This is a genomic window from Allobranchiibius sp. GilTou38 (genome assembly GCF_017565325.1).
GTDB classification, from domain to species: domain Bacteria; phylum Actinomycetota; class Actinomycetes; order Actinomycetales; family Dermatophilaceae; genus Allobranchiibius; species Allobranchiibius huperziae.
This window is the reverse complement of sequence record NZ_JAGEKN010000007.1, coordinates 363,786-389,470: the sequence shown is the minus strand read 5'-3', so window position 1 is coordinate 389,470 and position 25,685 is coordinate 363,786. Positions and strand designations below refer to the sequence as shown.

Here is a 25,685-nt window from a genome sequence, read left to right as displayed (position 1 = left end):
GCCCCGCGGGCTACCCTGCACCGGTGAGCGATGAGGGACCGGTCGGCCCGGTGGACGGTGACTCCGCGCGGGGTCAGGAAGGGCGGCAGACCGGCGGGGGGTCGGCGCGCGCGCCGCGGGGTCCTGGTGGGCGTCGTCGTGGGCACGGTCTGTTCTTCAAGGTCGTCACCCGCACGATCGTCGGGCTCTTCGCGCTCTTCCTCATCGGTGTGATCGCGCTCGTGGTCATCTACCAGCGCACTCAGATCCCGCAGCCGGACCAGCAGGCCGGCCGCCAGGTGGCCGTCGTCTACTACAGCGACGGCAAGACCGAACTCGGTCGGATCGGACCGGTCAACCGCCAGAACGTGCGGCTGGACCAGGTGCCTGAGCAGGTGCAGTACGCGTTCCTGTCGGCCGAGGACCGCAACTTCTACGACAACAAGGGCGTCTCGCCGTCCGGCATCCTGCGGGCGGCGTGGGCCGACGCGCGTGGCGGCTCCCAGCAGGGCGGTTCGACCATCACGCAGCAGTACGTCAAGAACTACTTCCTGACCCAGAACCGCACGGTCTCCCGCAAGGTCAAGGAGATCATGATCTCGATCAAGATCGACCAGAAGTACACCAAGCAGCAGATCCTGACCGATTACCTCAACACCATCTACTTCGGGCGCAACGCCTACGGCATCCAGTCGGCGTCGCAGGCGTATTTCGGCGTCGACTCCGACAAGTTGACGCTCAACCAGGGCGCCTTCCTGGCGTCGGTCATCAACGCACCGGCGTACTTCGACCCGGCCAACGGCGCCGACTCCCAGGCTCGCGCGGCCGCGCGGATGGCCTACGTCTTCGACGGCATGGTCAAGAAGGGCTGGCTCACCCGGGCCCAGGCGTCCGCGCAGACCTTCCCGACGTTCAAGTCGCCCAAACCGGTGAACACCCGGACCGGCTCGACCGGGTATCTGCTCGCGGCCATCGAGAACGAGCTCTCGACCAAGCTGAAGCTGAGCGGTCAGGACATCGGCCGCAGCGGGCTGCGGATCACCAGCACGATCGACAAGAACGACCAGGCAGCGGCGGTGCAGGCGGTCAAGAACAGCGTCAGCGCGCAGACCGCGAGCACCGACCAGGTGCATGCCGGGTTGATCTCGCAGAAGCCCGACGGCGCCGTCGTCGCGATGTACGGCGGATCTGACTATCAGAAGACCCAGTTCAACTCCGCCCAGCAGGCGGCCGTACCCGGCGGTTCGAGTTTCAAGGTGTTCGCCCTCACCGCCGCTCAGGAAGAGGGGATAGGCCTCAACACCCAGGTCAGTGGAGCCAACAATCTGCGCCTGCCGGGCGTGTCCAAGCCCATCACCAACGACCGTGGCGAGACCTTCGGCCTGATCAACCTGCGCACCGCGCTCGCCGACTCGGTCAACACGGCGTTCGTGCGGCTCAACGTCCGGATGGGAAGCGGCAAGACGCTCGCCGCGGCCAAGCAGCTCGGCATCCCGGCGACCGACCCGAACATGAACAACCCGACACCGGTGGACACGCTGGGGGTGGCGGACGTGCACGTCATCGACATGGCGAACGCGTACAACACCATCAACGCGGGCGGGAAGCGCGCGTCGCCGTACTTCGTGCAGAAGGTCACCAGTGAGCAGGGTGGGTACAGCTATACCGCGCACCCGGACAGCACCCAGGTGGTCTCCAAGGACATCGCCGACAACGTTGCGAGCGCCATGGCCGGCCCGATCACCTACCCGACAGGTAGCGCGCACGCGACATTGCGCGACTTCGGTCGCCCCGCAGCGGGCAAGACGGGCACCGTCGGATCGGGCGGCAAGTTCCGGTCCGCATGGTTTACCGGGTTCACCCCCGGCCAGCTGACGACCTCCGTGGGCATGTACGCCGGTGACGGCGGGACCAATAGTTCGCTCGCCAAGGCGGGACAGCAGTTCTACGGCGGGGTGGTGCCGACGCAGATCTGGAAGGACTACATGACGCTCGCCTTGCAGGGTCAGCCGATCACTCAGCTGCCGAAGGCCACCAACGGCGGGTCGGCGGACAACATCCCGACGTCGTCGACCACGACGCCGCCCCCGACCAGCACGACCACGACGTCCGCGCCGCCGACGAGCACCTCGACATCGACGAGCACGGCGCCCCCGTCCACGACTCCGCCCCCAACGTCGACCACGACGACGCCGCCCCCCAGCTCGACGAGGACCACCCCGCCCTCCACGTCCACACCCCCGACGAGCACGCGGACCACTCCGCCGACACGGCGACCCACCAGTCCGCCGACGCCGGTGCTGCCACCTACCCGGGCCGTGCCCTCACCGAGCTCGCCCGCCACGCCGTCCAGCGGCTGACCGCCGCGCTGAGATCCCGATTCGAGAGGGTTCGAGCGGACTCGGACCGGCGTGAAACCGGATCTCAGCGCAGGGGCGCGACTTCACCGGCGGTCAGCTGACGCGGACGTCGATCGGGGTGCAGTGGCCGTTGTTGGACTTCTCCGCCGAGCAGGCGGTGACCCCGGCGAGCAGGTCGACCTCGGCGCGGATGGCGAAACCGTCGCCGGGACGCGTCGGCGGCGGGTCGATGTGCAGCTCGCCGTCCTCGCTGGTCCACACGTCCATGAAGACGTTCATCGTGGTGCCGATGCGGTCCGGTGAGACACCCGCCGGCCCGAGCGCGTCGCACAGGTTCTGGAAGCAGCTGGGGTGCGGCGCCCCGCCGAACTCCGGGTAGAGCACGTCGAACGTCTGCTGGCTGCACGGCGTGAGCGTCAGGTCGTGGATCCCGACGGAGTCCTCCACGATCGTGGCGAGCACGGTGCTGCGGTTGCTCCACAGCCGGTCGCCGGTGCTGACGTAGAGGGTGTTGTTGTAGTCGACCGTGCGCCCGGCCGAGAGGCATTCCTCCGGATCGGCGGCGGTCACCAGGTAGAGGTCGGCGACCTGTTCGCCGCACGGGTCGACGATCTGCAGCGTCTGCCCCGCCGCGACGGGCACCAGCAACCCGGTCTGCGGGGGCAGCCGGGTCCAGCCCGGCGCGGGTGACGCGGCGTCGCCGCCGTACGGGCGTGGCGGGGTCGGCGCCCGCGGAGTGCGGGGTCTGCGGGGGTCGGTCATGCGTCGTCCTCACGGGCCTCGAACGGGGGCTTCCAGTCGTCGTCGACGGCGCGCCCGGAGTACTGACGTGCCTCCGAACTGTCGCCGTGGTCCTCGGCCATCGGGTTGACCCCGCCCTGCAGGCGGGTGTCACGAGTGCGGATGGCGGTGCGCATCCGGTCGAATCCGCCCTCCTCGCGGAGGCGTTCGAACTGTGCGTGCAGGTTGAACACCAGCATCGGCAACGGCGCCCGCCGGGCGATGCGCGACGCGGCAGGGTGCAGGCCCACGATGAAGAACGCGGTGCCGGCGTGGCTGAACGCGAAGTGCGGCTGGGCCGGATCGTCGGACACTCCCTCCGTCCACGGCTGGTCGTCCCCGTCGTGCAGGGTCTGCAGCACACCCCACAGCAGCTTCTCGAACTGCGCCTCGCTGGTCACGACCGGCGAACGGAACGCCGCGATGAGGGAGACGAAATCGGTCGCGTCCTTCGTCCGGGCGGCGAAGGTCCGCAGGGCGTCGGCCAGGGTCGCCAGGTCGTCGGCGTGCTCCATCTCGTCCAGCACCACGACGGACGCGGTGTCCCGACGGAACACCGACCGCGCGCCGAGGCACGGGTACTCCGGATGCATCACCATCTCGGTCAGCGCCCGCACGACGCCGTCGTCGGGGCCGGACTCCAGATCGCGGCGGGCGGAGCTGCCGAGCAGGGTGCTCAGGCTCTTCATGCGCCTCATCGGCGGGCGGGGTGTCATAGGCACCACCGTGCCGTACCCGCATTCACCTGAGTTGACTCGCGCGTACGACGTCAGCCGAACGCCGCACCGCACGCACAGGCCAGCAGCAGCACACCGAGGACTGCGCGGACCCGGTCGATCACGAGAAGGCGCGCGATCAGCACGGGGTCGGCACGCGACAACCGTCCGTGCACAGGCGCCGCCCCCACACCCGTGACCACGGCGACGGCCAGCGCCAACAGTGCGCCGGCGTACGTCCACGGACCCCGGTCGGCCACCAGCATCCAGACGGTGGCGCCGGCGAGGGCGAGGTAGACGACCCCGACCAGCGGCGTGATGCGGCGGCTGTGACGGTCGTGCTCGACGGCCCACTGATCGGCGGGGATTCGCGCCAGAGCCGGGTAGACCAGGACCGTCACCGTCGCCTGGAATCCGGCGTGCAGCGCGGTGGCCGCGAGGAAGGCGGCGCCGGGTGCGGTGACGGTCACCCGGTCGAGTCTGCCCGAGTCGCGCCGTCGTTCGTCGTGAGCCCTAGATGTCATTTGCAGAGGGTGGATCGGCCCCGCGACCATCCGGAAGCGACATCTCACGCCATTCGTCGAGTCGGCGCGCGTACTCTTCCCGCCATGCCCGACGACGCGCGACGACTCGTCACGCCCAGCCGAGGCGACGGTGTCGCTGCGGCCGCGACCGAGGTCATCGGCGGCCCGGTCGGCCGGTTCGCTCGCGCTGGTGCCCGCAGCTGGCTGTACGTCGGCGGGGTGCTCTCGTCGCTGGCCAGCGTCCTGATCGCGCTCGGCGTGCTGCAGAAGAACCACTGCGAACGGATGGGCTGGGGTGCGCCTGCGGCGTTCTGGCGCGGCTGTTACTCCGACCTGCCGGTCGGCGTCGGGGGGCAGTCCGCCGCCACGCCGTGGAGCACCGGCGGGCCGGGTCACACGCAACCGGTCATCACCGCGTTCGTCACCTGGGGTCTGCAGCACCTGGTGCCCGGCGGCGGCACCGTCCTGCACCAGCAGCAGATCTACTACGCGATCTGCGCGGTCGTCATCACCGCGCTCGTCGCCGCGACCACCATCGCCACCGCGTCCATGCTGCGCGACTCGCCCTGGCAGGCCGCGCACGTCGCCCTCAGCCCGGTGCTGATCACAGCGTCCCTGTTGTCGCTGGACATCCTCGGGGTGGCGCTCGCGACCATCGGGATGGCGCTCTGGATGCGTCGGATGCCGCTCGCGGCCGGCGCGCTGCTCGGGGCCGCCGTGATGGCGCGCACCTACCCGCTGATCATCATCGCGGCGATCGTGCTGCTCGCCACCCGCGAGCGGCGGACCTCCGAGGCGGTCCGGCTACTGGCCGCCGCCGCTGCGACCGCGGTGTTCTTCCTGCTCGCGGCGGTCGCGGTCGGAGGCGACCCGCTGGCGCCCTACCGCGCGTGGGGTTCGGCGACGGCGTCGTACGGCTCGCCGTGGCTGGTCTCGGCGATCCTGCACGTGACGATTCCGCCGACCGCGCTGACGGTGGTCGCGCTGCTCGGCTGGCTCGCGGCGCTGCTCGCCGGGATGCTGCGCGTGAGCATGCGTGCTCCGGCGCGGCTCGGACCGCTCGCGCTGATGATGCTGGTCATCGTGCTGGTCACCGGCCGGTCCTTCCCGCTGCAGGCATCGTTGTGGGTGCTTCCACTGATCGCGATCTGCGCGCTGCGGTGGCGCGAGCATCTGGTCTGGGCGATGGTCGAGGTCGTCTACTTCGTGATGGTCTGGATGTACGCCGGCGTCTCCTCCAACCCGGGCAAGGCGCTGGCACCCGCCGGCTACGCGGTGTTCTGCGTGATCCGGCTGGTGGCGTACGCCGGTCTGGCGGCCGCGGCGTGGGAGTCGGCCGAGGATGTGGACGACCGGATGCGCCCCGTCGTACGCCGCCCCGCGGCCCGCGACGGCGCGGATTTCCGCGCGAGCAGCACTCCCGCCTAGACTCGGCTGCTGTTCGTCACTTCACACCCCCTGTGGACAAACGCGCACGCCTGTCGGTGCCTTCGGGCACAGTGGCGTGCCAGGTAGGTCCTTGGTGGGTGACACCGACCGGTCTCGCCAGCTGGCGCGGCCACCGGTGATGTGACGACGACGCTGCAACCCTCCTGTCACGGAGAGACCGTGACCGCTTGAGACCGAAGGAGGTGGGTTCATTCATGCGTCAGTACGAATTGATGATCATCCTCGATCCCGAACTCGATGAGCGCACTGTCCAGCCCTCGCTGGAGAAGTTCCTCACCGTCGTCACCAAGGACGGTGGCAAGGTCGACAACCTCGACATCTGGGGTCGTCGCCGCCTGGCCTACGACATCACGAAGAAGTCCGAAGGCATCTACGCCGTCGTCACCATGACGGCCGAATCCGCGACGGCCAAGGAGCTGGACCGCCAGCTCGGCCTGAACGAGTCGATCCTGCGCACCAAGCTCCTGCGCGTCGACGCCTGACGACTCTTCGCACTCGAGAAGCTAGACAGGAAGCAGGGAACCACACCATGGCTGGCGACACCGTCATCACAATCATCGGGAACCTCACGCAGGACCCCGAGCTGCGCTTCACCCCCTCGGGGGCTGCCGTCGCGAACTTCACCGTGGCCTCCACGCCGCGGCAGTTCGACCGGCAGAGCAACGAGTGGAAGGACGGCGAAACGCTGTTCATGCGCTGCTCGGTCTGGCGTGACGCGGCGGAGAACGTCGCCGAGTCCCTCACCCGCGGTTCGCGGGTGCTGGTCTCGGGACGGCTGAAGTCGCGCTCCTTCGACACCAAGGAGGGCGAGAAGCGCACCGTGGTGGAGTTGGACGTCGAAGAGGTCGGTCCGTCGCTGCGGTACGCCACGGCGAAGGTCAACAAGACCCAGCGCGGTGGTGGTGGCGGCTTCGGCGGCAACGCCGGCGGCGGCCAGGGCGGCAACGCCGGTGGCGGATTCGGTGGACAGGGCGGTGCCTCAGGCGGCGGTGCCCCGGCCAACGACCCGTGGGCCACGGGTGGCGGCCAGGGCGGCAACGCGGGCGCGGGCAACTCCGCGCCGGCAGGCGGCCAGGGCGGTCAGGGCGGCGGCTGGAACACCGGCCCGTCGTACGACGAGCCGCCTTTCTAGGTCACCCCACTTCGTTCTCTGCTTCTCATCCGCGTGGGACGCCCCACGGCATCCCACGAGGTCTCCGGTCTCGACCAGTCGTCGTGACCAGTTCATTGATCACTATCCATCCCGAGCGCAGACGCGTTTCGGGCTCTCACGAAGGAGAGCACCACGGTGGCTAAGCCCGTAGTTCGCAAGCCCAAGAAGAAGGCCAACCCGCTCAAGGCGGCGAAGGTCGAGAACATCGACTACAAGGACACTGCGCTGCTGCGCAAGTTCATCAGCGACCGCGGCAAGATCCGCGCGCGTCGGGTGACCGGTGTGTCCGTCCAGGAGCAGCGCCTCATCGCCACGGCCGTCAAGAACGCCCGTGAGATGGCGTTGCTGCCCTACTCCAGCTCGGCACGCTGAGCGGAAAGGGACCAGACATGAAGCTCATCCTGACCCACGAAGTACCCCAGCTCGGTGCCGCAGGCGACGTGGTGGAGGTCAAGGACGGCTACGGCCGCAACTACCTCCTCCCGCGTGGCTTCGCCACCCAGTGGACCAAGGGCGGCCAGAAGCAGGTCGAGTCGATCACTCGTGCCCGCGCCACCCGCGCGGTCAAGAACCTCGAGGACGCCCAGGCACTCAAGGTGCGCCTGGAGTCCGCCACCGTCACCCTGCCGGTCCGCGCAGGCGGCTCCGGCCGGTTGTACGGCGCCGTCACCAGCGGTGACATCGCCGACGCGGTGCAGGCCGCCGGTGCCGGTACCGTCGACCGCCGCACCATCCAGGTGACGACCCCGATCCGGTCGCTCGGCGCCCACGCCGTGCAGGTCCGCCTGCACCCCGAGGTGCAGGCCGACCTGAAGCTGGACGTCGTCGCGTCGAAGTGACGCCGCACGCAGCATGAGGAGAAGGCCCCGGGACTTTGTCCCGGGGCCTTCTTCGTCAAGCGACTCGGATACTGCCGGTATGCGCGCGCGTCAGGGCCCCGCGGCCTTCGAGTATCGCCGTGGGCGACCTGGGAGCGGTCGCGGGAGGTGAAGCCGCCTCAGGCCACCGTGAGGCCGAAGCTGCGGATGACCGCGGCCAATCCACCGGCATACCCCTGCCCGGTGGCCCGGAACTGCCAGTCGCCGCCTTCGCGGACCAACTCGCCGAAGAGCATGGCGGTCTCGGTGGAGTAGTCCTCGGCGAGGTCGTAGCGCACGATCTCCCGGTCTGTCTTGGCGTCGACCATCCGGATGAACGCGTTCTGCACCTGTCCGAAGTTCTGGCCTCGCGCCTCCGCCTCGTGGATGGACACGACGAAGACCAGCTTGGCGGCATTCGGCGGGAGCGCGGGCAGCTCGACCGTGATGACCTCGTCGTCGCCCTCGCCCTCGCCCGTGCGGTTGTCGCCCTGGTGCACCACGGCGTCGCCTGGCGAGCGGAGTTGTCCGTAGAAGACGAACCACGAGTCGTCGATGCAGCGACCGCTCGCGTCGCACACCATGACGGAGGCATCCAGGTCGAATTCGGCACCGGTCGTGGTGCGCGGGTCCCATCCCAGCCCGGCGATGGCGGTGGTCAGGGTCGGAGCTTCCTTGGCGAGCGAGATCGCCCCGCCCTTGTTCAGTGAGATCGACATCGTCGGTGCTACTCCTTGCTGTGTCACGACCCGTGTGGAAGACGTCACACTAGCCGTCCTTCCCGAGTGCCCCAGGCGGTAGCTCGGATGCGTGCGCCCACGTGCTGTCACGCGCCCGGCACCAGCCACCGATCCGAGCGAGAACGCAGCAGTAGCAGAGCCATTCGAGCGATCATGTAGGTCGCGAAGGCACACCACAGCGCGACGACCGATGTGCGGGCTCCGTGCCGTGCGAGGTCGGCGGCGTGCGCGTGGAGCACGATCGCCACCGGTGCGTAGAGGAGAAGCAGCACGGTCTGCACCACCGCCAGCGCTCGTCCGTCACCGGCGCCGATGAGCACCCCGTCGAGTACGAAGACGACCCCTGCGACCGGTGCCAGAAGTGCGATGACCAGCAGCGCGGCGGCCAGCGCGCCGCGTACGCCGGCGTCCGGCGTGAACACCTGCGGCAGCACCGTGTGGATGAGTCCGAGCAGCACACCCACCACACATCCGGCGCCCAGGCTCCAGCCCAGCATCAATCGGGTGCGGGAGCGCACCAGCGCGGTGTCACCGGCCCCGAGCGCCGTGCCGGTGAGGGACTGCGCGGCGATCGCGAGCGCGTCGAGGACGAAGCTGAGGAAGCCGAAGACCGTCATCGCGACCTGGTGTGCCGCCAGGGGGATGTCGCCGAGCGCCGTGGCGTCCCAGGTGGTGAGAAGCAGAACGGCGCGCAGCGCGACGGTGCGCACGAGCAGAGGTACGCCGTGACGGGCCGACCGCAGGACCCCGTTCGGTCGTGGAACGAGGGAGGCCCCCTCGGCCGTCGCGCGCCGCAGGACGACTGCGGCCAGTCCCGTGGCCATGCCCCACTGGGCGGTGACGGTGCCGTAGGCCGAGCCCGCGATGCCCAGGTGCACGCCGTAGACCAGGAAGAGGTTGAGCGCGAGGTTGGCCGCGAACCCCACGGTGGTGGCGACCAGCGGCGTGACGGTGTTCTGGAACCCGCGCAGCACTCCCGTGGCCGCGAGGGCCAGCAGCATGGCCGGCAGGCCGAGAGCGCTGATGCGCAGGTAGACGGCAGCCTGCGCCAGCACCTCGCCACCGGCGCCGAAGACCCGGCACACGGGAGTCGCGAAGAGGGCCACCAGGACGGCGGTCACGACTCCCACCCCGATCGCGAGCCACATCCCATCGACGCCCGCGCCCAGCGCATCGCCCTGCCGGCCGGCGCCCACCCACCGCGCGACGAGGGAGGTCGTGCCGTACGCGAGGAAGACGAAGACGTTGGCCGCGGTGAGCAGCGCCGCGCTGGCCACCCCGAGACCCGCGAGCGGCGCGACGCCGAGATGCCCCACGATGGCGGAGTCCGCCAGCAGGAAGAGTGGTTCGGCGATCAGGGACAGGAGAGCGGGAACGGCGAGACCCAAAATCGTCCGGGTGTCGCTGCGCTCCATGCGGGACAGGCTAGAGGGGGGAAGCTCGATAGCCATGTCCACCATGTGGGACAGCCCGATCTCATCGACCGGACGGAATCTGCAAGCATGGCAGGCGGTGTCTCGAACCGCGTCCTGCCCCGTCATTCCGGGGATCGGTCACGGAATGGTCACGGGGCGACCTGGGGGCCTCGCCGCTGTCTACGGCGATAGAGGCCGAGAACATTCTGCGGAGTGAATTTGGTGAAGCCTTGAACTAGGGCATAGTCATCCCGTCGCGGACCAGCACGGGGGTTCTGACCGCGGTACGTCGGGCTCCCCGTGCACTACCGCGCGGACGTGTCCGGTCAGCTGTCTCAGCCTGTCTCCGACTGTCGAAGGATTACGTCCTCATGGGTTCCTACACCCCTCGCCATCTCAAGCACGAGCCCCACCGCTTCCTGTCCTCCGTCGGTCGCCGTGGCGCCGCGGTCGGCATCGGCGCTGCGGTCGTCGTGCCGGGCCTGGTCGCGACCGAGCTCACCACCGCCTCGACCGCATCGGCGTCGAGCGCCCACGTGGTCGTCCTGCACACGGGCTCGACCGGCTACTACGTCAAGGTCGTGCAGAAGCGTCTGCACATCCCGCAGACCTCCCGCTTCGATGCGCGCACGCTGCACGCTGTCAAGAACTTCCAGCGCATCAAGCACCTCGCGCGTGACGGTTACGTCGGCCCGCAGACCTGGCGCGCACTCGGTGGCTTCCCCGGCAGCGCGTCGACCGCGCCCCAGCCGTCGGCCTCCGGTTCGCGGGTCGTCTCGATCGCCGAGCGGTACACCGGCGTGCCCTACGTCTACGGTGGCTCGACGCCGCGCGGCTTCGACTGCTCCGGTTTCACGTCGTACGTCTACCGCCAGGTCGGGCACAGCCTGCCCCGCACCGCCGCCGCCCAGGCGAACGCGACCCGGCGCGTGTCGTCGCCGCGGCCCGGCGACCTGGTCTTCTACGGCTACCCGGCGCACCACGTCGGCATCTACGTCGGCGGCAACAACATGATCGACTCCGCCAAGCCGGGCACGCGCATCCACGTGCACGCGATCTGGGGCTCGCACTACTTCGGTCGCGTCTGATCTCCTCGGAGATCTGTTTCGGGACCTGATGAAGGCCCGGCCCTTTCGGGGGCCGGGCCTTCATCACGTCCCCGGCGAATTCTTTGCATCATTCAGTCCGCACTATTCATGGACGCGGTAGTCAAGGACCGTCTCACATAGTGGACTTGCATCGATATCGAAATTTATTCGGCATGTTGTTCGAACATTCAATGACCTGCCTGTGGCTTCATGGCCGGGAGGGACGGCGAATATCCCGGAATCGCGCGAATCCCGTTGAAAACACAATGATGTAAGTCACAAGCGTGCAATTTCTCCTGTCAACCATCTGCGCGGCGAGTCGCAGAAATCCCACCTTTCACATTGGCCACACGCCAGGCATAGTCCTCTTGTCGCGGTCGGGGCCGTGACCGCGGACGACGAGCGACATCGCGTACCGAACTGCCGTGTACCCGCGATGGGCTCTACAGCCCGTCGCGGCCCGACGCCACCGAGAGGCTCCGATGACGACGACAACCAGCCCGCGCCACATGAGGCACCGCCCGGGAATGACTGCCAAGGTCGGACCGGTCCTGACACCGCGCAGCACCGTCGTGGTCGGGGGCGTCGCGCTCGGCACTGCGGCCATCGTCGGCGGAGTCGCTCTGTCGGCGCCGGCCATGGCGGCGACGTCCAGCGCACGGGTCGTCGTCCTGAAGGTCGGTTCGAGCGGGTCCCTGGTGAAGATCGCCCAGCAGCGTCTCGGCGTGACCGCCGACGGCGACTTCGGCCCGCGCACGCTGATGGCGGTGAAGACCTTCCAGGGACGCCACGGTCTGGCCACGGACGGCATCGTCGGCCCGCTGACGTGGGCCAAGCTCGGTGGCTTCCCCTCCACCGGCACGGCTCCGGCCCCCACCTGCACCGTCAAGGTGGTGCGGTACGGCGCCTCCGGCTCCCTGGTGGCGGCGTTGCAGAGCAGGCTCGGCGTCACCGCGGACGGCGACTTCGGCCCGCACACCCTGAGCTCGGTGCAGAGCTTCCAGTCCCGGTACGGGATCACCGCCGACGGGCGCGGGGTCGTGGGTCGCGCCACCTGGGGCGCCCTCGGCGGGATGCCCTGTGGCCTCAGCCTCACCCCTCCCGGGACGACGGCCCCGGTCAGCGGTGGTTCTGGCGGTGGGTCGTCGACCACGACGACCGCGAAGCTCTCGCAGGTCATCAGCATCGCCAAGCAGTACCTCGGCGTGCCCTACGTCTACGGAGGCTCCACTCCGGCCGGCTTCGACTGCTCGGGGCTGACGCAGTACGCCTACTCTCACGCCGGCCTGACCCTGCCGCGGACGGCGGCCGCGCAGCAGGCCTACATGCGCTCCACGTCCTCGCCGCTGCCCGGGGACCTGGTGTTCTTCGGATCGCCGGCCTACCACGTGGGGATCTACCTCGGGAACGGCCAGATGATCGCGGCGCCCTACCCCGGCGCGGTCGTGCGGATCCAGACCTACATCAACGTCTCGAACTTCGGCACCCTGCGCTGACGGTCGCAGGACCGCTCGCAGCACCAGACGCGGCCGCGCACACCTTCGGGTGTGCGCGGCCGCTTCTGCATGCATGCCGTGCGGACGCCTGCACGGGATGCTCAGGGCGGCGTTCCGGGCGGTCTGAACACCGCACCAGGAGCGCTCGCCAGCATGCGGACGCCCCTGAAAATACTTTTCGTCCACACCCGGTGGACGACATTCATGCAGGTCAGGGCTGTTTGACGCAACTCCACGACGAGTTTCCACACCGTTATCCACACCCTGTGCACACAGCCTTTCGGCAGTTTCCCCAGCTTTCCCACAAGTTGTCCCAAGGGCAGGTGAACAACACTTTGGCGTCTCCCCCTCCGGGGTTCTACGGTGTCCACGCAGCCGCTGCCGAACGGCGTTCGCCCGTCACATGTCACGCCGGTCACCTGGCAGCGGCCGTCTGCCCTCCCGCTCTCGCAGCGGGCGGGTGCGCGCACGGGCAGTCGGCCGGCGCCCGTCACGTGGGTGTCTTGTACGGCTTGCCTGTTCTGTCTGTCCCATTCGTTCTGTTGCGTTGTCGGTGCTCGGTGATGGAGTGCGACGTATGTCCGAAAGAGAAGGGGATGCGCGTGTCGATCGCTGAACTCGAAGGTGCGTTCGGCGGTGGGTCGCGCGACCCGTTGCTCCCCCCGCAGGACGTGCACGCCGAGCAGTCCGTGCTCGGCGGCATGATGCTCAGCAAGGACGCGATCGCCGATGCGGCCGAAGCCGTCCGCGGGGTCGATTTCTACCGGCCCGCTCACGAGGCCATCTACGAAGCCGTCATCGATCTCTACGGCCGAGGTGAGCCAGCCGATGCGATCACCGTCGCCGACGAGCTGGGCAAGCGAGGCGATCTCGCCCGGATCGGCGGACAGGCCTACCTGCACGAACTGATCCAGTCGGTGCCCACCGCGGCGAACGCCGGCTACTACGCCACGATCGTCGCCGAGCGGGCTGTGCTGCGGCGGCTCGTCGAGGCGGGCACGCGGATCACTCAGATGGGCTACGCCAGCGGCGGCGGGTCCGTCGTCGACGTCATCAACGAGGCGCAGGCGGAGATCTTCAAGGTCACCGGGTCCAAGGACAAGGAGGACTACGTCCGGCTCGGCGACGTCATCGAGGAGACCGCCGACGAGATCGAGGCGGCGAGCAGCACCGCCGGTCAGATGACCGGCGTACCGACCGGGTTCACCGAACTGGACCAGCTCACCAACGGCCTGCACGCCGGTCAGATGATCGTCGTCGCCGCGAGGCCTGCTGTCGGTAAGAGCACGTTGGGCCTCGATATAGCTCGGGCCGCGTCCATCAAGAACGGGCTGACCTCGATCGTCTTCAGCCTGGAGATGAGCCGCTCGGAGATCACCATGCGGTTGCTGTCGGCGGAGGCGAACATCCAGCTGCAGCACATGCGCAAGGGTTCGATGCGCGAAGAGGACTGGACCAAGATGGCGTCCACGATGGGGCGGATCGCCGAGGCGCCGCTCTTCATCGACGACTCGCCCAACATGTCGCTGATGGAGATCCGCTCCAAGTGCCGGCGGCTGCGTGAGCGCGAGGACCTGCGGCTCGTGGTCATCGACTACCTGCAGCTCATGAGCAGCGGCAAGCGCGTGGAGTCACGCCAGCAGGAGGTCTCGGAGTTCTCCCGTGCGCTGAAGCTGCTCGCCAAGGAGCTCGGCGTACCGGTCATCGCCATCTCGCAGTTGAACCGTGGCCCGGAGCAGCGCACCGACAAGAAGCCGATGATGAGCGACCTGCGCGAGTCCGGATCGATCGAGCAGGACGCTGACATGGTGATCCTGCTGCACCGCGACGACGCCTTCAATCGCGACTCCGAGCGCCCAGGCGAAGCCGACCTGATCGTGGCCAAGCACCGCAACGGACCCACCGACACCATCGGGCTGGCATTCCAAGGTCACTACAGCCGATTCACCAACATGGCCAAAGAATTCTGAGCCAGGAATTCTGACCGCTCAGTGGGCGGGGTGCATCGCACCGACTTCGCGGATCCGGTTCTGGATCGTGTTGTTGGCGTCGGTCAGTTCTGCGGACTTCTTTCCCATCTCTTCGATATCGTCGTCGAGGTCCTTGGCTTCCTGGCCGCTGGCGTGCTCCAGCTTGGCCTTGTCCGACTCAAGACGCTTGTTGACCTCTTCCTCGTCGGCCTGGATGCCTTTCGACTCGTCCTTGAGGTACTTCAGCAGTTCCGCCTGTTTCTTTTGGTCATGGGCGAGGTGTCGGATTCTGCCTGCCGGAAGTACGCGCGTACGTGCTCGAGGTGATCGCCGACCCAACGGTCGTAGGCCCGCACGTAGACGTCATGGGGATGCAGGCTGGGAGTCGGATCGAGGTGGGGAGGGGCGGCGTGGCCGGGTGCGTCACTCTGTTGGTTTGCCATGGCGGATCCTTCGTCCGGTGACTGGGAAATGCTTCAGATAGTCCCGCTGATGGCGCCACGCCGCCATAGATTCCCGGTTTGCCGTTCATGTCAGTCGCGGCGTCGGTCGACGGTCTCTGCGGGTCGGTGCGTCGACCCGTCGGACGCTTGCGGCCCGACTCAGCGCAGGGTCGTCCGCATGGGGGGCTCTTCGCCTCGTCGCCGCCGGCGAACGACACGGCCGCGGGGCCTGCGGGTTTGCCCTGCAGCCGCGCGAGGACGTGCGTCTCCGACGGATGGATCGAGACGCAATGGTGACGGGAGAGATCCCGGTCGTTGTCCTCGTGCTGCTCGAGTGCCAGCAGGCGGCGAACGAGGGCAGCGCGCCGGCGTGCAACAGCGTGACGCCAGCAGTGGGTCCGGCACGCCTGCCTGGCCGCGCCGCATCAGCTCTCGCTCCAGAACCGTGTGCTGCACCACCACGCCGCCGACGGCGACGAGGGCGTCCCGCAGGGCGGTCGGCCCGGTCGCCGGGCCGACACCGTGCCACCACACCGTGCTGCGTCCCCAGCAGCGCGCCTGCCGGTGCACGAGGGCGATGAGGTCATCGGGTGACAGCGTCGAGTCGATGTCGAAGACTCCCGCGTCGTAACGGAAACCATGGTCGTACCGGACCATCGTGAAGCCGTCGGTGAGCAGCCTCGCGGCCGTGGCGGGCGCCGCGATGGAGGCATGAGTGATCGTTCGACAGGTCGTATCGCCCATGCGATCGACGTTAGGAACGAACGTGCCGCCGGAGCGGTCACTGACGGACCTTTGACGTCATTCCTACGCAGAATTGACGGCTGCCCGGGTGACTGCCGGGTCTCCCGGGCCGCCTGTCGGGCGGCGGTATGCCGGTTCCGCTCTCGGCTGCGTGAAAGCACTGATCGCACCGGCGCCTGCGCAACGGAATCGCCTGGGAACCACCGTGCGACCAGCGCGGATCCAGGCGCTGCACAGCCACCAGCACTTCCATCGCAGCTATGTCGGCGCAGCAGGAACAGCGCTACTCTCACAAAGAAGGAACCAGGTCTCTTTCAATGGAGGAATTGCTGTGGCCACTGCTCACGAAAGCGTTCACGCCTACGCACCGCATGCCGACAAAGAGATCATCGACAAGATGGCCTCGACCTATCGCCTCGTTCTCAGCAACCGCGATGCGTCGCTGGTGTCGGCCAGCGACCCCGCCGAGCTCAAGACCGTCCGAGAGAACTTCCTCAAGAAGAAGCTCGGCCTGAAGCAGAGCGACGCCGAACTCGACGCGGCGATCAAGGACGTGCTGGCCCAGATGAAGGACGGCAAGGCCAACCCGCGCCTGGCGGTGTACTACCTGCTGGCGGAGAAGTTCGACAAGCTCGACGTCTTCAAGAGCTGACACTCCAGGGCCCCTTCGCATCTCGCGTCAGCGGTGGCGTCGAGTTGGGCCGCGGCCCTGGGCTGGCGCCTGCGGCGTCACCACCTGATAGCCGATCCGGCGGGGTCGGTCGAGGACGTGGTGGGGCGCCTCGTGGCGGTGCCCGCGTGGCTCGGGGATGCGTCGACCGCCATCCGACTACGCGTCGGTGATTCCGAGAAGGGTGATGTCGACGCCGCCATCGCCGCCGGCCGGGTCGTCTGCGTCTACGCCTTCCGGGGCGCCACGCATCTCATGACGCCCGACAACGCCGCGGTGCACATGTCCGTACGTGGTGCCGGCCGGCAATGGGAGCTTGCGAGTTGGCGCACGTTCTACGGTCTGGAGCCTGGCGACTGGCCGCGCCTGCGGGCCGCCGTGCGCGAGGCGCTGAGCGACGGGCCGCTCAGCCAGCACGAACTGGCGCAGGCGGTGGCGAAGGACCCGGCGCACCGGCACCTGCGGCAGGCCTTCGAGGACCGGTCGCACACCTTCCTCAAACCCTTCTGCTGGCAGGGCGACCTGTGTTTCGCGCCCTCGCGTGACGGGGCCGCGACCTTCCGCTCGTTCGATTCGATTCCGACGTGGCGTGGGCTCGGAGACCTCGACGACGCGGGACCGTCGGCGATCCGGGCCTACCTCGCGGCGTACGGGCCCGCGACGCGCGACCACATCGACCACTGGCTGGCGCAGGGGCTCAGCGCGGGGCGCAGGAGGCTGGCGCGCTGGATAGAAGACATGGCGGACGAGCTGACCGAACTGGTCATCGACGGTGACGCGGCGCTGTGCCTGACCGAGCACGCGGCGGACATCGTGAGTGCCACGCCGACCCGCGACGTGGTCCTCCTGCCGGGCTACGACCAGTGGGTCATGGGTGCGGGCACGTCGGACACGCACGTCGTGCCGCCGAAGCACCGGGTCCTTGCTACCCGAGGAGCCAATACGGTGCTGATCGGTGGAAGGTTCAGCGGCACGTGGGAGCGCGCCGGCGACACCGTGCGGGTGCGGTGGCTCGATGGCGAGTCGGCCGGCGCCACGGCGTCACTCCGGAAGGCGGCACAGTCTTTGTCCGCAGTACTCGGCAGCCGGCTGAGGGTGCAGACGCTCTGACCGGCGTGCAGTGCGCCGGCGTACGCCGCGGTGCTGCCCTCGACGAGCTCTTCCTGCAGGTCTGCAGGTCTCGGCGGGTTCGGCCCGGATGGCACACCGCACCCCAGCGGCACTGTTGGATGGGGCGATGGATGTCGCCGAGTGGTTCCTCAGCCCTACTGAGCGCGGCAATCCCGCAACCCGTCTGGACCGTCGCCATGCCGACGGTCTGGCGTGGACGTCGGGGAACGAGGTGGTTCCTCTCGTTCACGGGGCGACGTACTTCGACCGGCTGGTGAGTTGTCTCGTCCAGATGCGCCCGGGTGACCTGGTGATGTTCACCGACTGGCGCGGCGACCCCGATCAGCGTCTCGACGAGCACGGTCTCGAGGTCACGACAGCCCTCTCCGAGGCGGCCGGTCGAGGGGTCGTGGTCAAGGGGCTGGTCTGGCGTTCGCACCTGGACAAGCTCTCGTTCAGCGAACAGCAGAACCGCCACCTCGGTGAGGAGATCGAGGCCGCGGGGGGCGAATGCCTCCTCGATATGAGGGTGCGCCCGGGCGCGTCCCACCACCAGAAGTTCGTCGTACTGCGTCACCTCGACCGTCCCGAGCTCGACGTCGCCTTCGTCGGCGGCATCGACCTGTGCCACAGCAGACGCGACGACGCACGGCACGAGGGTGATCCGCAGAAGCAGCCGATGGCGGCGGTCTACGGCGAGCGTCCACCCTGGCACGACATCCAGCTGATGGTGCACGGTCCGGCGGTGGCTGACGTGGAGGCCACCTTCCGCGAGCGCTGGGAGGACCCGGCCCCGCTCAGCCGCAACCCGGTCAACGTGCTGAGCGAGCGGTTACGTCACGACACCCGCACGGCCGGCCCACTGCCCACCCAGCAGCCCGACCCCGGACCGCGGGGCAGTGCGAACATCCAGGTGACCCGCACCTACGGCAACCGGCACCCCGGCTATCCGTTCGCTCCCGAGGGCGAGCGCAGTGTGGCGCGTGCCTACACCAAGGCCGTTCGGCGGGCCGAGCGGATCATCTACGTCGAGGACCAGTACCTCTGGAACTCCGAGATCGTCGCCCCTTTCGCGGAGGCGCTGCGCAGCAGACCGTCGCTGCACCTCATCGCGGTGATCCCGCACTACCCCGACCAGGACGGACGGCTGTCGATGCCGCCGAACCTGGTGGGACGGCAGGCGGCGCTGAACACGCTGTACGACGCGGCTCCGGACCGCGTGGCCGTCTACGGCGTCGAGAATCCGGCCGGGACGCCGGTGTACGTGCACGCGAAGGTCTGCGTCGTCGACGATGTGTGGGCCAGCGTCGGTTCGGACAACATCAACCGCAGGTCCTGGACGCACGACTCGGAGTTGGCGTGCGCGGTCGTGGACGATGCTCGCGACACCCGCGAGCCGCACATGCTCGACCGCTTCGGTCACGGTGCCCGCGCGTTCGCCCGCTCGTTGCGACTCGAGCTCGGTCGCGAGCACCTGGACCTGGACGACGACACCGACCTGATCGATCCGTCGCGAGCGTTCGAGGCGTTCGCCGCGAGTGCCGCACGCCTGCAGGCGTGGCACGACGCAGGTGCCGTCGGAGACCGGCCACCGGGAAGGCTGCGGCCCTATCGGCGACCGCACCTGACGCGCCGCACCCTGGCCTGGGCGACACCGCTCTACCGGGTCGTCTACGACCCGGACGGACGCCCGTTGCGGATGCGCTATGCCCGGCGCTTCTGACCGGACACGGCCTCGATGGACCCGCGACGACCAAGCGGTCACCGGCGGGCACGCTGGGTGCCGCCGGTGACCGCCTCGCCGAACCGGATCAGTCGCGGTGGTGGCGGATGCCGGGCAGCACTCGCGTGTGCTCGATGTCCACTGCCTGCAGCTGACGGGGGTTGAGGCCGAGGACCGTCAGGATCGTGGGCGCGATCTGGGTGGTCTCGACCTGGGAGCCGACCGAGCGACCGCGGCCCTTCTCGGCCGCGGACGCCACGATCAGCGGGACGTCGCGGTCGTCACCCGAGGCGCCGCCGTGCTCGGCGATCTTCTTGGTGCCGCCGGTGTAGACGACACCCTGGTGGGCGATGCCCAGCACGTCAGGGTGCCGCGGGTCGCTCTGCGGGACACCGAAGTACGCGGCCGAGCCGGCACCGGCGTACGCCGCGGTCAGGCCCGAGGACGGGAGCGTGCGCGACCCGCCCGTGACGGTGTTGCCCGTCGCGGGGTGGGCGAGCAGGTACGCCTTGACGAACGCCGTCGCGGCCGCCGAGCGGTCCGACAGCCACAGCAGCATGCCGTCGTCGTCGAGGCTCTGAGCCACCAATGACGTGTTCTGGGGGTGGTGTGCCGCCCATGCCTTGTCGATACCGTCGATGATCGGGCCGTCGTCGATCCGGGTCAGCTGCGTCGGATCGATCGGCGACTGGCCGTGCTTGGCCGAGAGTATGACGGTCGTGCTCGAGGCCAGGCCGTCCGTCTGCAGGCGCGTGACCAGGGAACCGACCTCGGTGTCGACGAAGTTCAGCGCCTTGCTGAGCAGCGGGCCGGGGGTGCGGGTGCCCGGGAGGTAGCCGCCGGCCAGACCGTCGGACTTCGGCAGCTTCTGCGCGGTGGAGACGGACTGGAAGTTCATCCCGAAGAGCGCGGGCGTGCCGACCCGGTGCTTGCCCGAGTGGTCGAAGCCGTTGATCTCGTTGAGGACCGCTTCGGTCTTGTAGTGGTCGTACTGCTGTGTCGACGCGTTGTCGGTGGTCCAGTCACCGCCGGCCGGGGCGTCGCTGTTGATCTCCGGGGTGAAGAGGTCATCGATCGAGTTGCCGTTCCTGCCCTGCAGGATGCTGTACGCCGGATGCTTGTCCGACCACGCCGTGCGCAGCTTGTCGCGGTGCAGCACGTCGAAGACGGTGTTGACCTCGAGATACTGGTTGGGCTGCACCGGTTTGCAGGTCGCCGGGTCGACCGGCAGCGCGGCCTGGTTGATCAGCGTGCTCGGGTGACCGGTCATGTTCAGGATCGAGCCCGGCAGACCCGCGAGGCCCTGACCCGCGTCCAGGCGGGTGGAGTCCTTGTCGATCGTCTCGTCGAAGTTGACGGCCGCACCGCGCGCGGCACCCTTGCAGTGCGTCGTACCCGCCGGCAACAGCGCGTGGTTGTAGGTGACGTCGTAGTAGACGCCCGTCGTGCGCGGGTCGCCACCGGTCAGCTGACCGACCAGACCCGGGAAGGAGTCCGACGGGAACGGCGTCCTCGCGTGCGTGTACGACGTGCCGGAGTCGACGAGCCGCGCAAGTGCGGATGCCGGATGGTGCGCGACGTACCACTGCAGGTCGCTCTGGTGCAGACCGTCGACGGACAGCAGGAGCACGTGCTTCTGGGCATGCGGCGCGGGCGCGTGACCCGGTGCCGCGTACGCCGCGGCGCCTCCCGCGGCGAGAGCGGCGGCGGTGGCCACAGCGACGGCGGCAGGGCGAGTTCGAAAGTTCATGGATCTCTCTCTGGCAGAACGGTTCCCGAGGACCTATCCAGCCCATCGGTCCAAACTGAGAGCTCCCTTCGAAGACGGCGAACTCCACGTGAACCGCAGACGAAGACCCCTCGCCGTGGAGCCGCTGACGATCCGGCGGCCCCCGTGGGAGGGTTCGACGATGCCGACCTTGCCCCCGCAGGTGCTTCTGGACGACGAGCCTCTCGATCGGCCGTGGATCCGGGGGAGCCGGCGTGGTGCGGATCCCGGACCGGTCCTGCAGGTACGGCGCGTCGACGACGCGACGTTCGTGCTGCGGCAGTCGATGCGCGCCACCTGGGAGGCGCCCTTCCTGTACCTGCTCCTCGGCACGCGCCGGGCTCTGCTGCTCGACACCGGCAACGTCGCCGACGTCGAGCAGATGCCGCTGCAGCCGACGGTCAGCGCGCTGGTCGACGACTGGGTCGCGCGCCACGGCCACACCGATTACGAACTGGTGGTGGCCCACTCCCACGGCCACGGCGACCACGTCCGTGGTGACGGCCAGTTCGCCGGTCGCGAGGGGGTCACGGTCGTCGGGGTCGACCAGGACTCGGTGCGGTCGTACTTCGGGATCGATCCGTGGCCCGGCGGTGTCGCGTCCTTCGACCTCGGCGATCGTGAGCTGCTGGTGTCCGGGATCCCGGGGCACGACGCCCGGTCGATCGTCGTCGCCGACCCGTCGCGCGGGCTCCTCCTGAGCGGCGACACGGCCTACTCAGGTCGCCTCTACGTGCAGGACCTGCGGGCGCTGCAGGACTCCCTCGACCGGATGCTGGCGCTGGCCGAGCGTGCCGGAGCCGAGACGATCCTGGGCGGCCACATCGAGTTCGGGGCCGACGGCGGGCAGCACCCGGTCGGCACGCGACTCCACGAGGACGAGCGACCCCTGCCGTTGACGGTGTCCGATCTGCGGCGACTGCGAGATCTGGCATACGACGCGGCCGGACGTAGCGGAGTGGTGCGCGGCGAGCCGATGCATCTGTGGATCGGTCCGTGTCGTGGGCCGATCCTGCGGATGGGGCTTGTAACGGCCGCGCGTCGCATCCGCGGTACCGGCTGACGGCGAGACGTCCCGACACCGGGCACGACCACCTGGTCCCGTCCGCATCCACCCCGGGCGGCGTGGGTTTTCCACACCCGGCGCAGAAAGCCTCCTGCGCCGGTCGCGTGCTCTCTACCGTCGCAGGATCCGATCTTCGAACAGGGGCCAACATGAGTGAGAACGTCCTGCCGTACCCCACCGCACCGCGACGAGCCGGCCCGCCGGGTCCGACCAGTTCCCTGGTCACCTATCTCACCCTGCTCGACGGGCGGGTCGTGCACGAGTGCCACGAGACGCTCCTGCCCGACCTTCCGGTCACCTGGCCGGAGGCCTACCCGACGTACGACGACCCGTACGACCGGTTCGAGCGAGGGCGCTTGCAACCCACGCCGGCCCGGAACGCCCGGCGCAAGCTGGACCTGCTCGCAGGGTTCGTCGGTGGTGAGGCAGCGCTGGCCGCTCTCGACGACGTTCCCCTTGTCGCCGACGGTGACCCCTGGGTCATGGCCACGCGTCCCTTGAGCGAGGCGGACGAGCGGATCGAGGAGCTGGTCGGCGAGGTCGCCCGGAGCTGCTTCGACGCCGAGACGACCGTCGCCCTGCGACGCGCCGTCCTGCTCGTGCTCGAGGGTCCCTTCCCGCGCGCGGCAGGGTGGTCCGCCGCGGTGCTCGTCGGTGCGGCCTGCTGGGCCATCGGGCACGCCAACGGGCTGTTCGGCGCCAAGAAACTCACGCAACGGGAGGTGCTCGACGCGCTCTCGCTCAGGAACTATCTGAGCGAGCAGGGCAACGCCGTGGCACGGTTCCTGGCGGGCGACCACGCCGCCCGCTCGGAGTGGGGCACCCGCAGCGACTGGAGCTGCAGCTCGTTCCCCGACGGCTTCGAGTTCGACCGCCTCACCCCGGTCGGTCGAGCAGAGTTGCTGCTCGGCGACACCCGTGCGCTCATCCTGCGGCTGCGGGAGCAGGCGGAGTCCGACCTCGCTGACGCACCTGACGACCGTGACACCGTCGGCGATCAAGGCTGAGCAGGCTTGCGGGTCGTGCACACGCACCGAGGCGAAAATCGATGTGCGCCTCGGCCGGCGTCGTGCGAAGGTGACGGGCGGCCTGACCGACGTCAGCCGCGCCCCTGCTCCCTACCGGACGCCATCCTCATGCACCCCCTCACCGAGACCGACCTGCGTGCGTCGTTCGTCAACGCCTCCCGACGCGAGGTCGCCCAGGCGACCCTGCCTGACCTCGAGCCCCTGGACTGGGAGCGCCTGGACTACCTGGGCTGGACCGATGCCAAGCGCCCCCAGATGTCCTACGTCGTGCTCCCCACGGGCGAGGGGCCGGTAGGGATCGTGCTGCGCACTGCGCCCCGCTCCGCCGTGCGCCGCAAGGCGATGTGCGCATGGTGCCAGGACATCGCCGCCACCGAGGACGCCCACATGTACGTCGCCCGGCGCGCCGGCGCCCTCGGCAGGCGCGGCAACACCGTCGGGACCTTGATCTGCGCGGACTTCCGGTGCTCGCGCAACGTGCGGCGCACGCCGAGCATCGAAGAGGTCGGCAGCGACGATCCGGTGGACCGCGCCGCGCTGATCAAGCGGCGGATACAGGGTCTGCAGGAGCGATCCGCCCGGTTCGCGGCGAACGTGTGCAGCGAGAGCGACGAGGACGAGCCCGAGTGAGGCCGTCGTCCTGCCACGTCCCGGCGGCGAGGCACCGGTGCGCCCACCGCGGTCGGCGTACCGACCACGGTGGGCGCCTGCGACGTCGGTGTCAGGACGTGAGCGCGATGTCGCGGTAGTAGTGCCGCAGGATCGAGCTGTAGCTGTCTCCCTTCGCGGCCATGCTCTCTGAGCCGTCCTGAGACATCCAGTCACCGGCGACCCAGGCGCTGCAGACGGACGGCGAGGAGCAGTAGTGCGCCTGCAGGATCTTGCCGCTGCGGGTCATCCTGGTGCCCCAGGTCGCATCGACCGCGCTGTTGGTCGCGGCCGTCGCCGAACCGGGCCGGTACACCTGGCTCCCGGTGTCGTCGCGGACGTCGTAGCAGTGACCGCTCGGGGTCTTGGACTCCGAGTGCAGCGCGAAGTACCAGCCGAAGCTCTTCACCGCGATGGCGCCGGACTTCAACGAGGCCGAGTGCCAGCTGGAGACCCACTCGTTGGGTAGCACGTTCTTGACGTACGTCTTGAACGCCACCCGCTCCACCCGCCCGCTCCCGGTCCGGTAGACCAGGATCGAGCTCGGCAGCTTGGTGTCCGTGCCGTCGGTCTTGCACCCGGTCACCGGCGGTGCGCTGCGCAGGAACTGGTGGGATGCGTCGTTGTTCTTCAGCCCTGGCTTGAGGTTGCCCTTCGTGCCCGTCTTGAAGTCCTGGTACGCGCCCGCGTAGTTGCTGTTGAAGTACACCCGCACCGTGTGCCCGCTGCGATTCCAGACCGATGCCGCGTTGTTCTTGACGCACCTGCCCTTCCCGGTGCCGGCGCCCTTGAACTCGTAGCAGGTGGGTTGGGTGGTGCCGTAGTCGTCCAGCGAGGTGGTGAAGTCCGACACCGATCCCTTCTGGTTGCTGTTGAAGTAGTAACAGAAGTCGCCGCTGTCGCAGCTGCCGTTGCGCGAGGCCGCGTGGGCGGGGGAGGACAGGGCCATCCCGCCGCCCAGGACCATCGTCGTACCGGCGATCGCGGCGAGTGCCGTGCGTGAGGTCTTCTTCATGAGATGTCCTCAGCGGCCTAGAAGTGGAGCATCCACTGGAAGGAGGCCTGGCCGCTGTTGACCCGCACGTGCGAGCGGGTGCCGTAGCGCAGCTTGTTGTTCCAGTTGTATTCCTCCACGTCGAACGACCCGTCGGAGTACACCTTGTTGACGTACGCGACGTGCCCGACCTTGTGCACGTCATTGACCGCGATGGCGCCCACCTTCGGCGTCTTGTCGACCTTCACTCCGGCCGCGCGGGCGGCGTTGTCCCAGTTGCCGGCGTCGCCCCAGTGCACGCCCTTCCAGTAGTTGTTGAACTTCGGCGTGTGCAGCCGGCTGGCGATCCGGTACGCCGCGAACGCCGTGCAGTTGTCCTGGGCGAAGCCGCGCGGGTTGCCGTCGTAGTCGTTGCGCGGGGTCTGCGCGCCGGTCGAGGTGCTCGGCGCGCCGTGGGAGGCGTTGTTGTTCTTCAGCGTGGCGTTCAGATTTCCCTTTGCGCCGGCCGCGAAGGACTGTGACGCGCCCCCGTAGTTGCTGTTGAAGTAGACCCGCATCGTCTTGCCGGTGCGGTTCCAGACCGACGCGGCGTTGTTCTTGACGCACTTGCCCTTGCCGTTGCCGGCTCCCTTAAAGACGTAGCAGCTGGGCTGCGTCGCGCCGTAATCGGCGATCGGGCCGGTGAAGTCGGAGACCGACCCACTCTCGTTGCTGTTGAAGTAGAGGCAGAACTCGCCGGTGTTGCACTTGCCGTCCCGCGACGCCGCCTGGGCCGGGCTCGCGCACGCCAGGGTCGGGGTGGCGATCGCGACCGCGACGCCGGCCAGGGTCAGGGTCTTGTGCAGGTTCCTCATCAGATGTCCCTCCGTGGTGGTGTGGGGCGCGCCCCGGAGCGGAGCCGTCGCCTGCAATCACCGTGCGGGAGAGGTGCGGGTGTCCGGTAGGCATCGGGTGTCCCCTGACA

The 25,685-nt window shown here is 68.8% G+C and carries 24 protein-coding genes; 15 read left to right on the top strand and 9 right to left on the bottom strand.

Going from position 1 to position 25,685, the window contains the following annotated elements; all coding sequences use genetic code 11:
* The first annotated feature begins 23 nt into the window (after window positions 1–23).
* Entirely contained in the window at window positions 24–2,339 is a 2,316-nt protein-coding gene (locus tag JOB34_RS11145; RefSeq protein ID WP_208052778.1) for a transglycosylase domain-containing protein, read from the top strand.
* A 93-nt stretch (window positions 2,340–2,432) separates the two neighbouring features.
* On the opposite strand, the gene JOB34_RS11140 is transcribed toward JOB34_RS11145, so the two are convergent.
* From JOB34_RS11140 to JOB34_RS11130, 3 genes are all read right to left on the bottom strand, one after another.
* Complete coding sequence (locus JOB34_RS11140) at window positions 2,433–3,101, bottom strand: urea carboxylase-associated family protein (RefSeq protein WP_179483355.1); 669 nt, start codon at window positions 3,099–3,101, stop codon at window positions 2,433–2,435.
* Window positions 3,098–3,808 (bottom strand): guanitoxin biosynthesis heme-dependent pre-guanitoxin N-hydroxylase GntA, encoded by a 711-nt coding sequence (gene gntA / locus JOB34_RS11135; protein WP_208052777.1) that lies wholly within the window; start codon window positions 3,806–3,808, stop codon window positions 3,098–3,100. The genes JOB34_RS11140 and gntA overlap by 4 nt, the downstream gene beginning before the upstream one ends.
* 80 nt (window positions 3,809–3,888) lie before the next feature.
* Window positions 3,889–4,359 (bottom strand): hypothetical protein, encoded by a 471-nt coding sequence (locus JOB34_RS11130; RefSeq protein WP_208052776.1) that lies wholly within the window; start codon window positions 4,357–4,359, stop codon window positions 3,889–3,891.
* 84 nt (window positions 4,360–4,443) lie between these two features.
* On the opposite strand from JOB34_RS11130, the gene JOB34_RS11125 reads away from it, so the two are divergent.
* From JOB34_RS11125 to rplI, 5 genes are all read left to right on the top strand, one after another.
* Complete coding sequence (locus JOB34_RS11125) at window positions 4,444–5,787, top strand: hypothetical protein (protein ID WP_208052775.1); 1,344 nt, start codon at window positions 4,444–4,446, stop codon at window positions 5,785–5,787.
* Between the two features lie 215 nt (window positions 5,788–6,002).
* Complete coding sequence (rpsF, locus tag JOB34_RS11120) at window positions 6,003–6,290, top strand: 30S ribosomal protein S6 (protein WP_179483352.1); 288 nt, start codon at window positions 6,003–6,005, stop codon at window positions 6,288–6,290.
* A 47-nt stretch (window positions 6,291–6,337) separates the two neighbouring features.
* Window positions 6,338–6,940, top strand: coding sequence for a single-stranded DNA-binding protein (locus tag JOB34_RS11115; protein WP_208052774.1), 603 nt, complete (start codon window positions 6,338–6,340; stop codon window positions 6,938–6,940).
* Window positions 6,941–7,096: 156 nt separating this feature from the next.
* A complete protein-coding gene (gene rpsR, locus JOB34_RS11110) occupies window positions 7,097–7,333 on the top strand; it encodes a 30S ribosomal protein S18 (protein WP_013494395.1) in 237 nt (78 codons plus the stop codon).
* 17 nt (window positions 7,334–7,350) lie between these two features.
* Window positions 7,351–7,800: a 50S ribosomal protein L9 gene (rplI, locus tag JOB34_RS11105; protein ID WP_179483350.1), complete on the top strand. Its 450-nt coding sequence runs from the start codon at window positions 7,351–7,353 to the stop codon at window positions 7,798–7,800.
* Between the two features lie 158 nt (window positions 7,801–7,958).
* Here the strand turns inward: rplI and JOB34_RS11100 are convergent, their stop codons facing one another.
* Together JOB34_RS11100 and JOB34_RS11095 are read right to left on the bottom strand one after the other, a co-directional pair.
* Window positions 7,959–8,537, bottom strand: a complete 579-nt coding sequence (locus JOB34_RS11100) for a TerD family protein (RefSeq protein WP_179483349.1) — start codon at window positions 8,535–8,537, stop codon at window positions 7,959–7,961.
* Window positions 8,538–8,644: 107 nt separating this feature from the next.
* Entirely contained in the window at window positions 8,645–9,973 is a 1,329-nt protein-coding gene (locus JOB34_RS11095; protein ID WP_243757925.1) for an MATE family efflux transporter, read from the bottom strand.
* 371 nt (window positions 9,974–10,344) lie between these two features.
* Here JOB34_RS11095 and JOB34_RS11090 point away from each other — a divergent pair, with 371 nt between their 5' ends.
* From JOB34_RS11090 to dnaB, 3 genes are all read left to right on the top strand, one after another.
* A complete protein-coding gene (locus tag JOB34_RS11090; protein WP_243757924.1) occupies window positions 10,345–11,061 on the top strand; it encodes a peptidoglycan-binding domain-containing protein in 717 nt (238 codons plus the stop codon).
* Window positions 11,062–11,588: 527 nt separating this feature from the next.
* Complete coding sequence (locus JOB34_RS17885; protein WP_279538910.1) at window positions 11,589–12,557, top strand: NlpC/P60 family protein; 969 nt, start codon at window positions 11,589–11,591, stop codon at window positions 12,555–12,557.
* Window positions 12,558–13,153: 596 nt separating this feature from the next.
* Window positions 13,154–14,527, top strand: a complete 1,374-nt coding sequence (gene dnaB / locus JOB34_RS11080; RefSeq protein ID WP_208052771.1) for a replicative DNA helicase — start codon at window positions 13,154–13,156, stop codon at window positions 14,525–14,527.
* Between the two features lie 18 nt (window positions 14,528–14,545).
* Here the strand turns inward: dnaB and JOB34_RS11075 are convergent, their stop codons facing one another.
* On the bottom strand, window positions 14,546–14,866 hold the full coding sequence (locus JOB34_RS11075) for a hypothetical protein (RefSeq protein WP_208052770.1): 321 nt from the start codon (window positions 14,864–14,866) through the stop codon (window positions 14,546–14,548).
* Between the two features lie 999 nt (window positions 14,867–15,865).
* Here JOB34_RS11075 and JOB34_RS11070 point away from each other — a divergent pair.
* From JOB34_RS11070 to JOB34_RS11060, 3 genes are all read left to right on the top strand, one after another.
* Window positions 15,866–16,366 carry a DUF2853 family protein gene (locus JOB34_RS11070; RefSeq protein ID WP_208052769.1) on the top strand — a complete coding sequence of 167 codons (501 nt, stop codon included), beginning with the start codon at window positions 15,866–15,868 and terminating at the stop codon, window positions 16,364–16,366.
* Window positions 16,367–16,399: 33 nt separating this feature from the next.
* Window positions 16,400–17,494, top strand: coding sequence for a crosslink repair DNA glycosylase YcaQ family protein (locus JOB34_RS11065; RefSeq protein WP_208052768.1), 1,095 nt, complete (start codon window positions 16,400–16,402; stop codon window positions 17,492–17,494).
* Window positions 17,495–17,621: 127 nt separating this feature from the next.
* Window positions 17,622–19,217, top strand: coding sequence for a phospholipase D family protein (locus tag JOB34_RS11060; protein WP_208052767.1), 1,596 nt, complete (start codon window positions 17,622–17,624; stop codon window positions 19,215–19,217).
* Between the two features lie 88 nt (window positions 19,218–19,305).
* Here the strand turns inward: JOB34_RS11060 and JOB34_RS11055 are convergent, their stop codons facing one another.
* Window positions 19,306–20,967: an alkaline phosphatase family protein gene (locus JOB34_RS11055; RefSeq protein WP_208052766.1), complete on the bottom strand. Its 1,662-nt coding sequence runs from the start codon at window positions 20,965–20,967 to the stop codon at window positions 19,306–19,308.
* A gap of 160 nt (window positions 20,968–21,127) precedes the next feature.
* On the opposite strand from JOB34_RS11055, the gene JOB34_RS11050 reads away from it, so the two are divergent.
* The 3 genes from JOB34_RS11050 to JOB34_RS11040 all read left to right on the top strand — a co-directional run bounded on the left by JOB34_RS11050 (window position 21,128) and on the right by JOB34_RS11040 (window position 23,709).
* Window positions 21,128–22,048, top strand: coding sequence for an MBL fold metallo-hydrolase (locus JOB34_RS11050; protein WP_208052765.1), 921 nt, complete (start codon window positions 21,128–21,130; stop codon window positions 22,046–22,048).
* A gap of 152 nt (window positions 22,049–22,200) precedes the next feature.
* Window positions 22,201–23,058 carry a hypothetical protein gene (locus JOB34_RS11045; RefSeq protein WP_208052764.1) on the top strand — a complete coding sequence of 286 codons (858 nt, stop codon included), beginning with the start codon at window positions 22,201–22,203 and terminating at the stop codon, window positions 23,056–23,058.
* Window positions 23,059–23,187: 129 nt separating this feature from the next.
* Entirely contained in the window at window positions 23,188–23,709 is a 522-nt protein-coding gene (locus JOB34_RS11040) for an FBP domain-containing protein (RefSeq protein WP_208052763.1), read from the top strand.
* A 91-nt stretch (window positions 23,710–23,800) separates the two neighbouring features.
* On the opposite strand, the gene JOB34_RS11035 is transcribed toward JOB34_RS11040, so the two are convergent.
* Both JOB34_RS11035 and JOB34_RS11030 read right to left on the bottom strand, forming a co-directional pair.
* On the bottom strand, window positions 23,801–24,742 hold the full coding sequence (locus tag JOB34_RS11035) for a SpoIID/LytB domain-containing protein (RefSeq protein WP_243757923.1): 942 nt from the start codon (window positions 24,740–24,742) through the stop codon (window positions 23,801–23,803).
* A 17-nt stretch (window positions 24,743–24,759) separates the two neighbouring features.
* On the bottom strand, window positions 24,760–25,575 hold the full coding sequence (locus JOB34_RS11030) for a CHAP domain-containing protein (protein ID WP_208052762.1): 816 nt from the start codon (window positions 25,573–25,575) through the stop codon (window positions 24,760–24,762).
* Window positions 25,576–25,685: the final 110 nt, after the last annotated feature.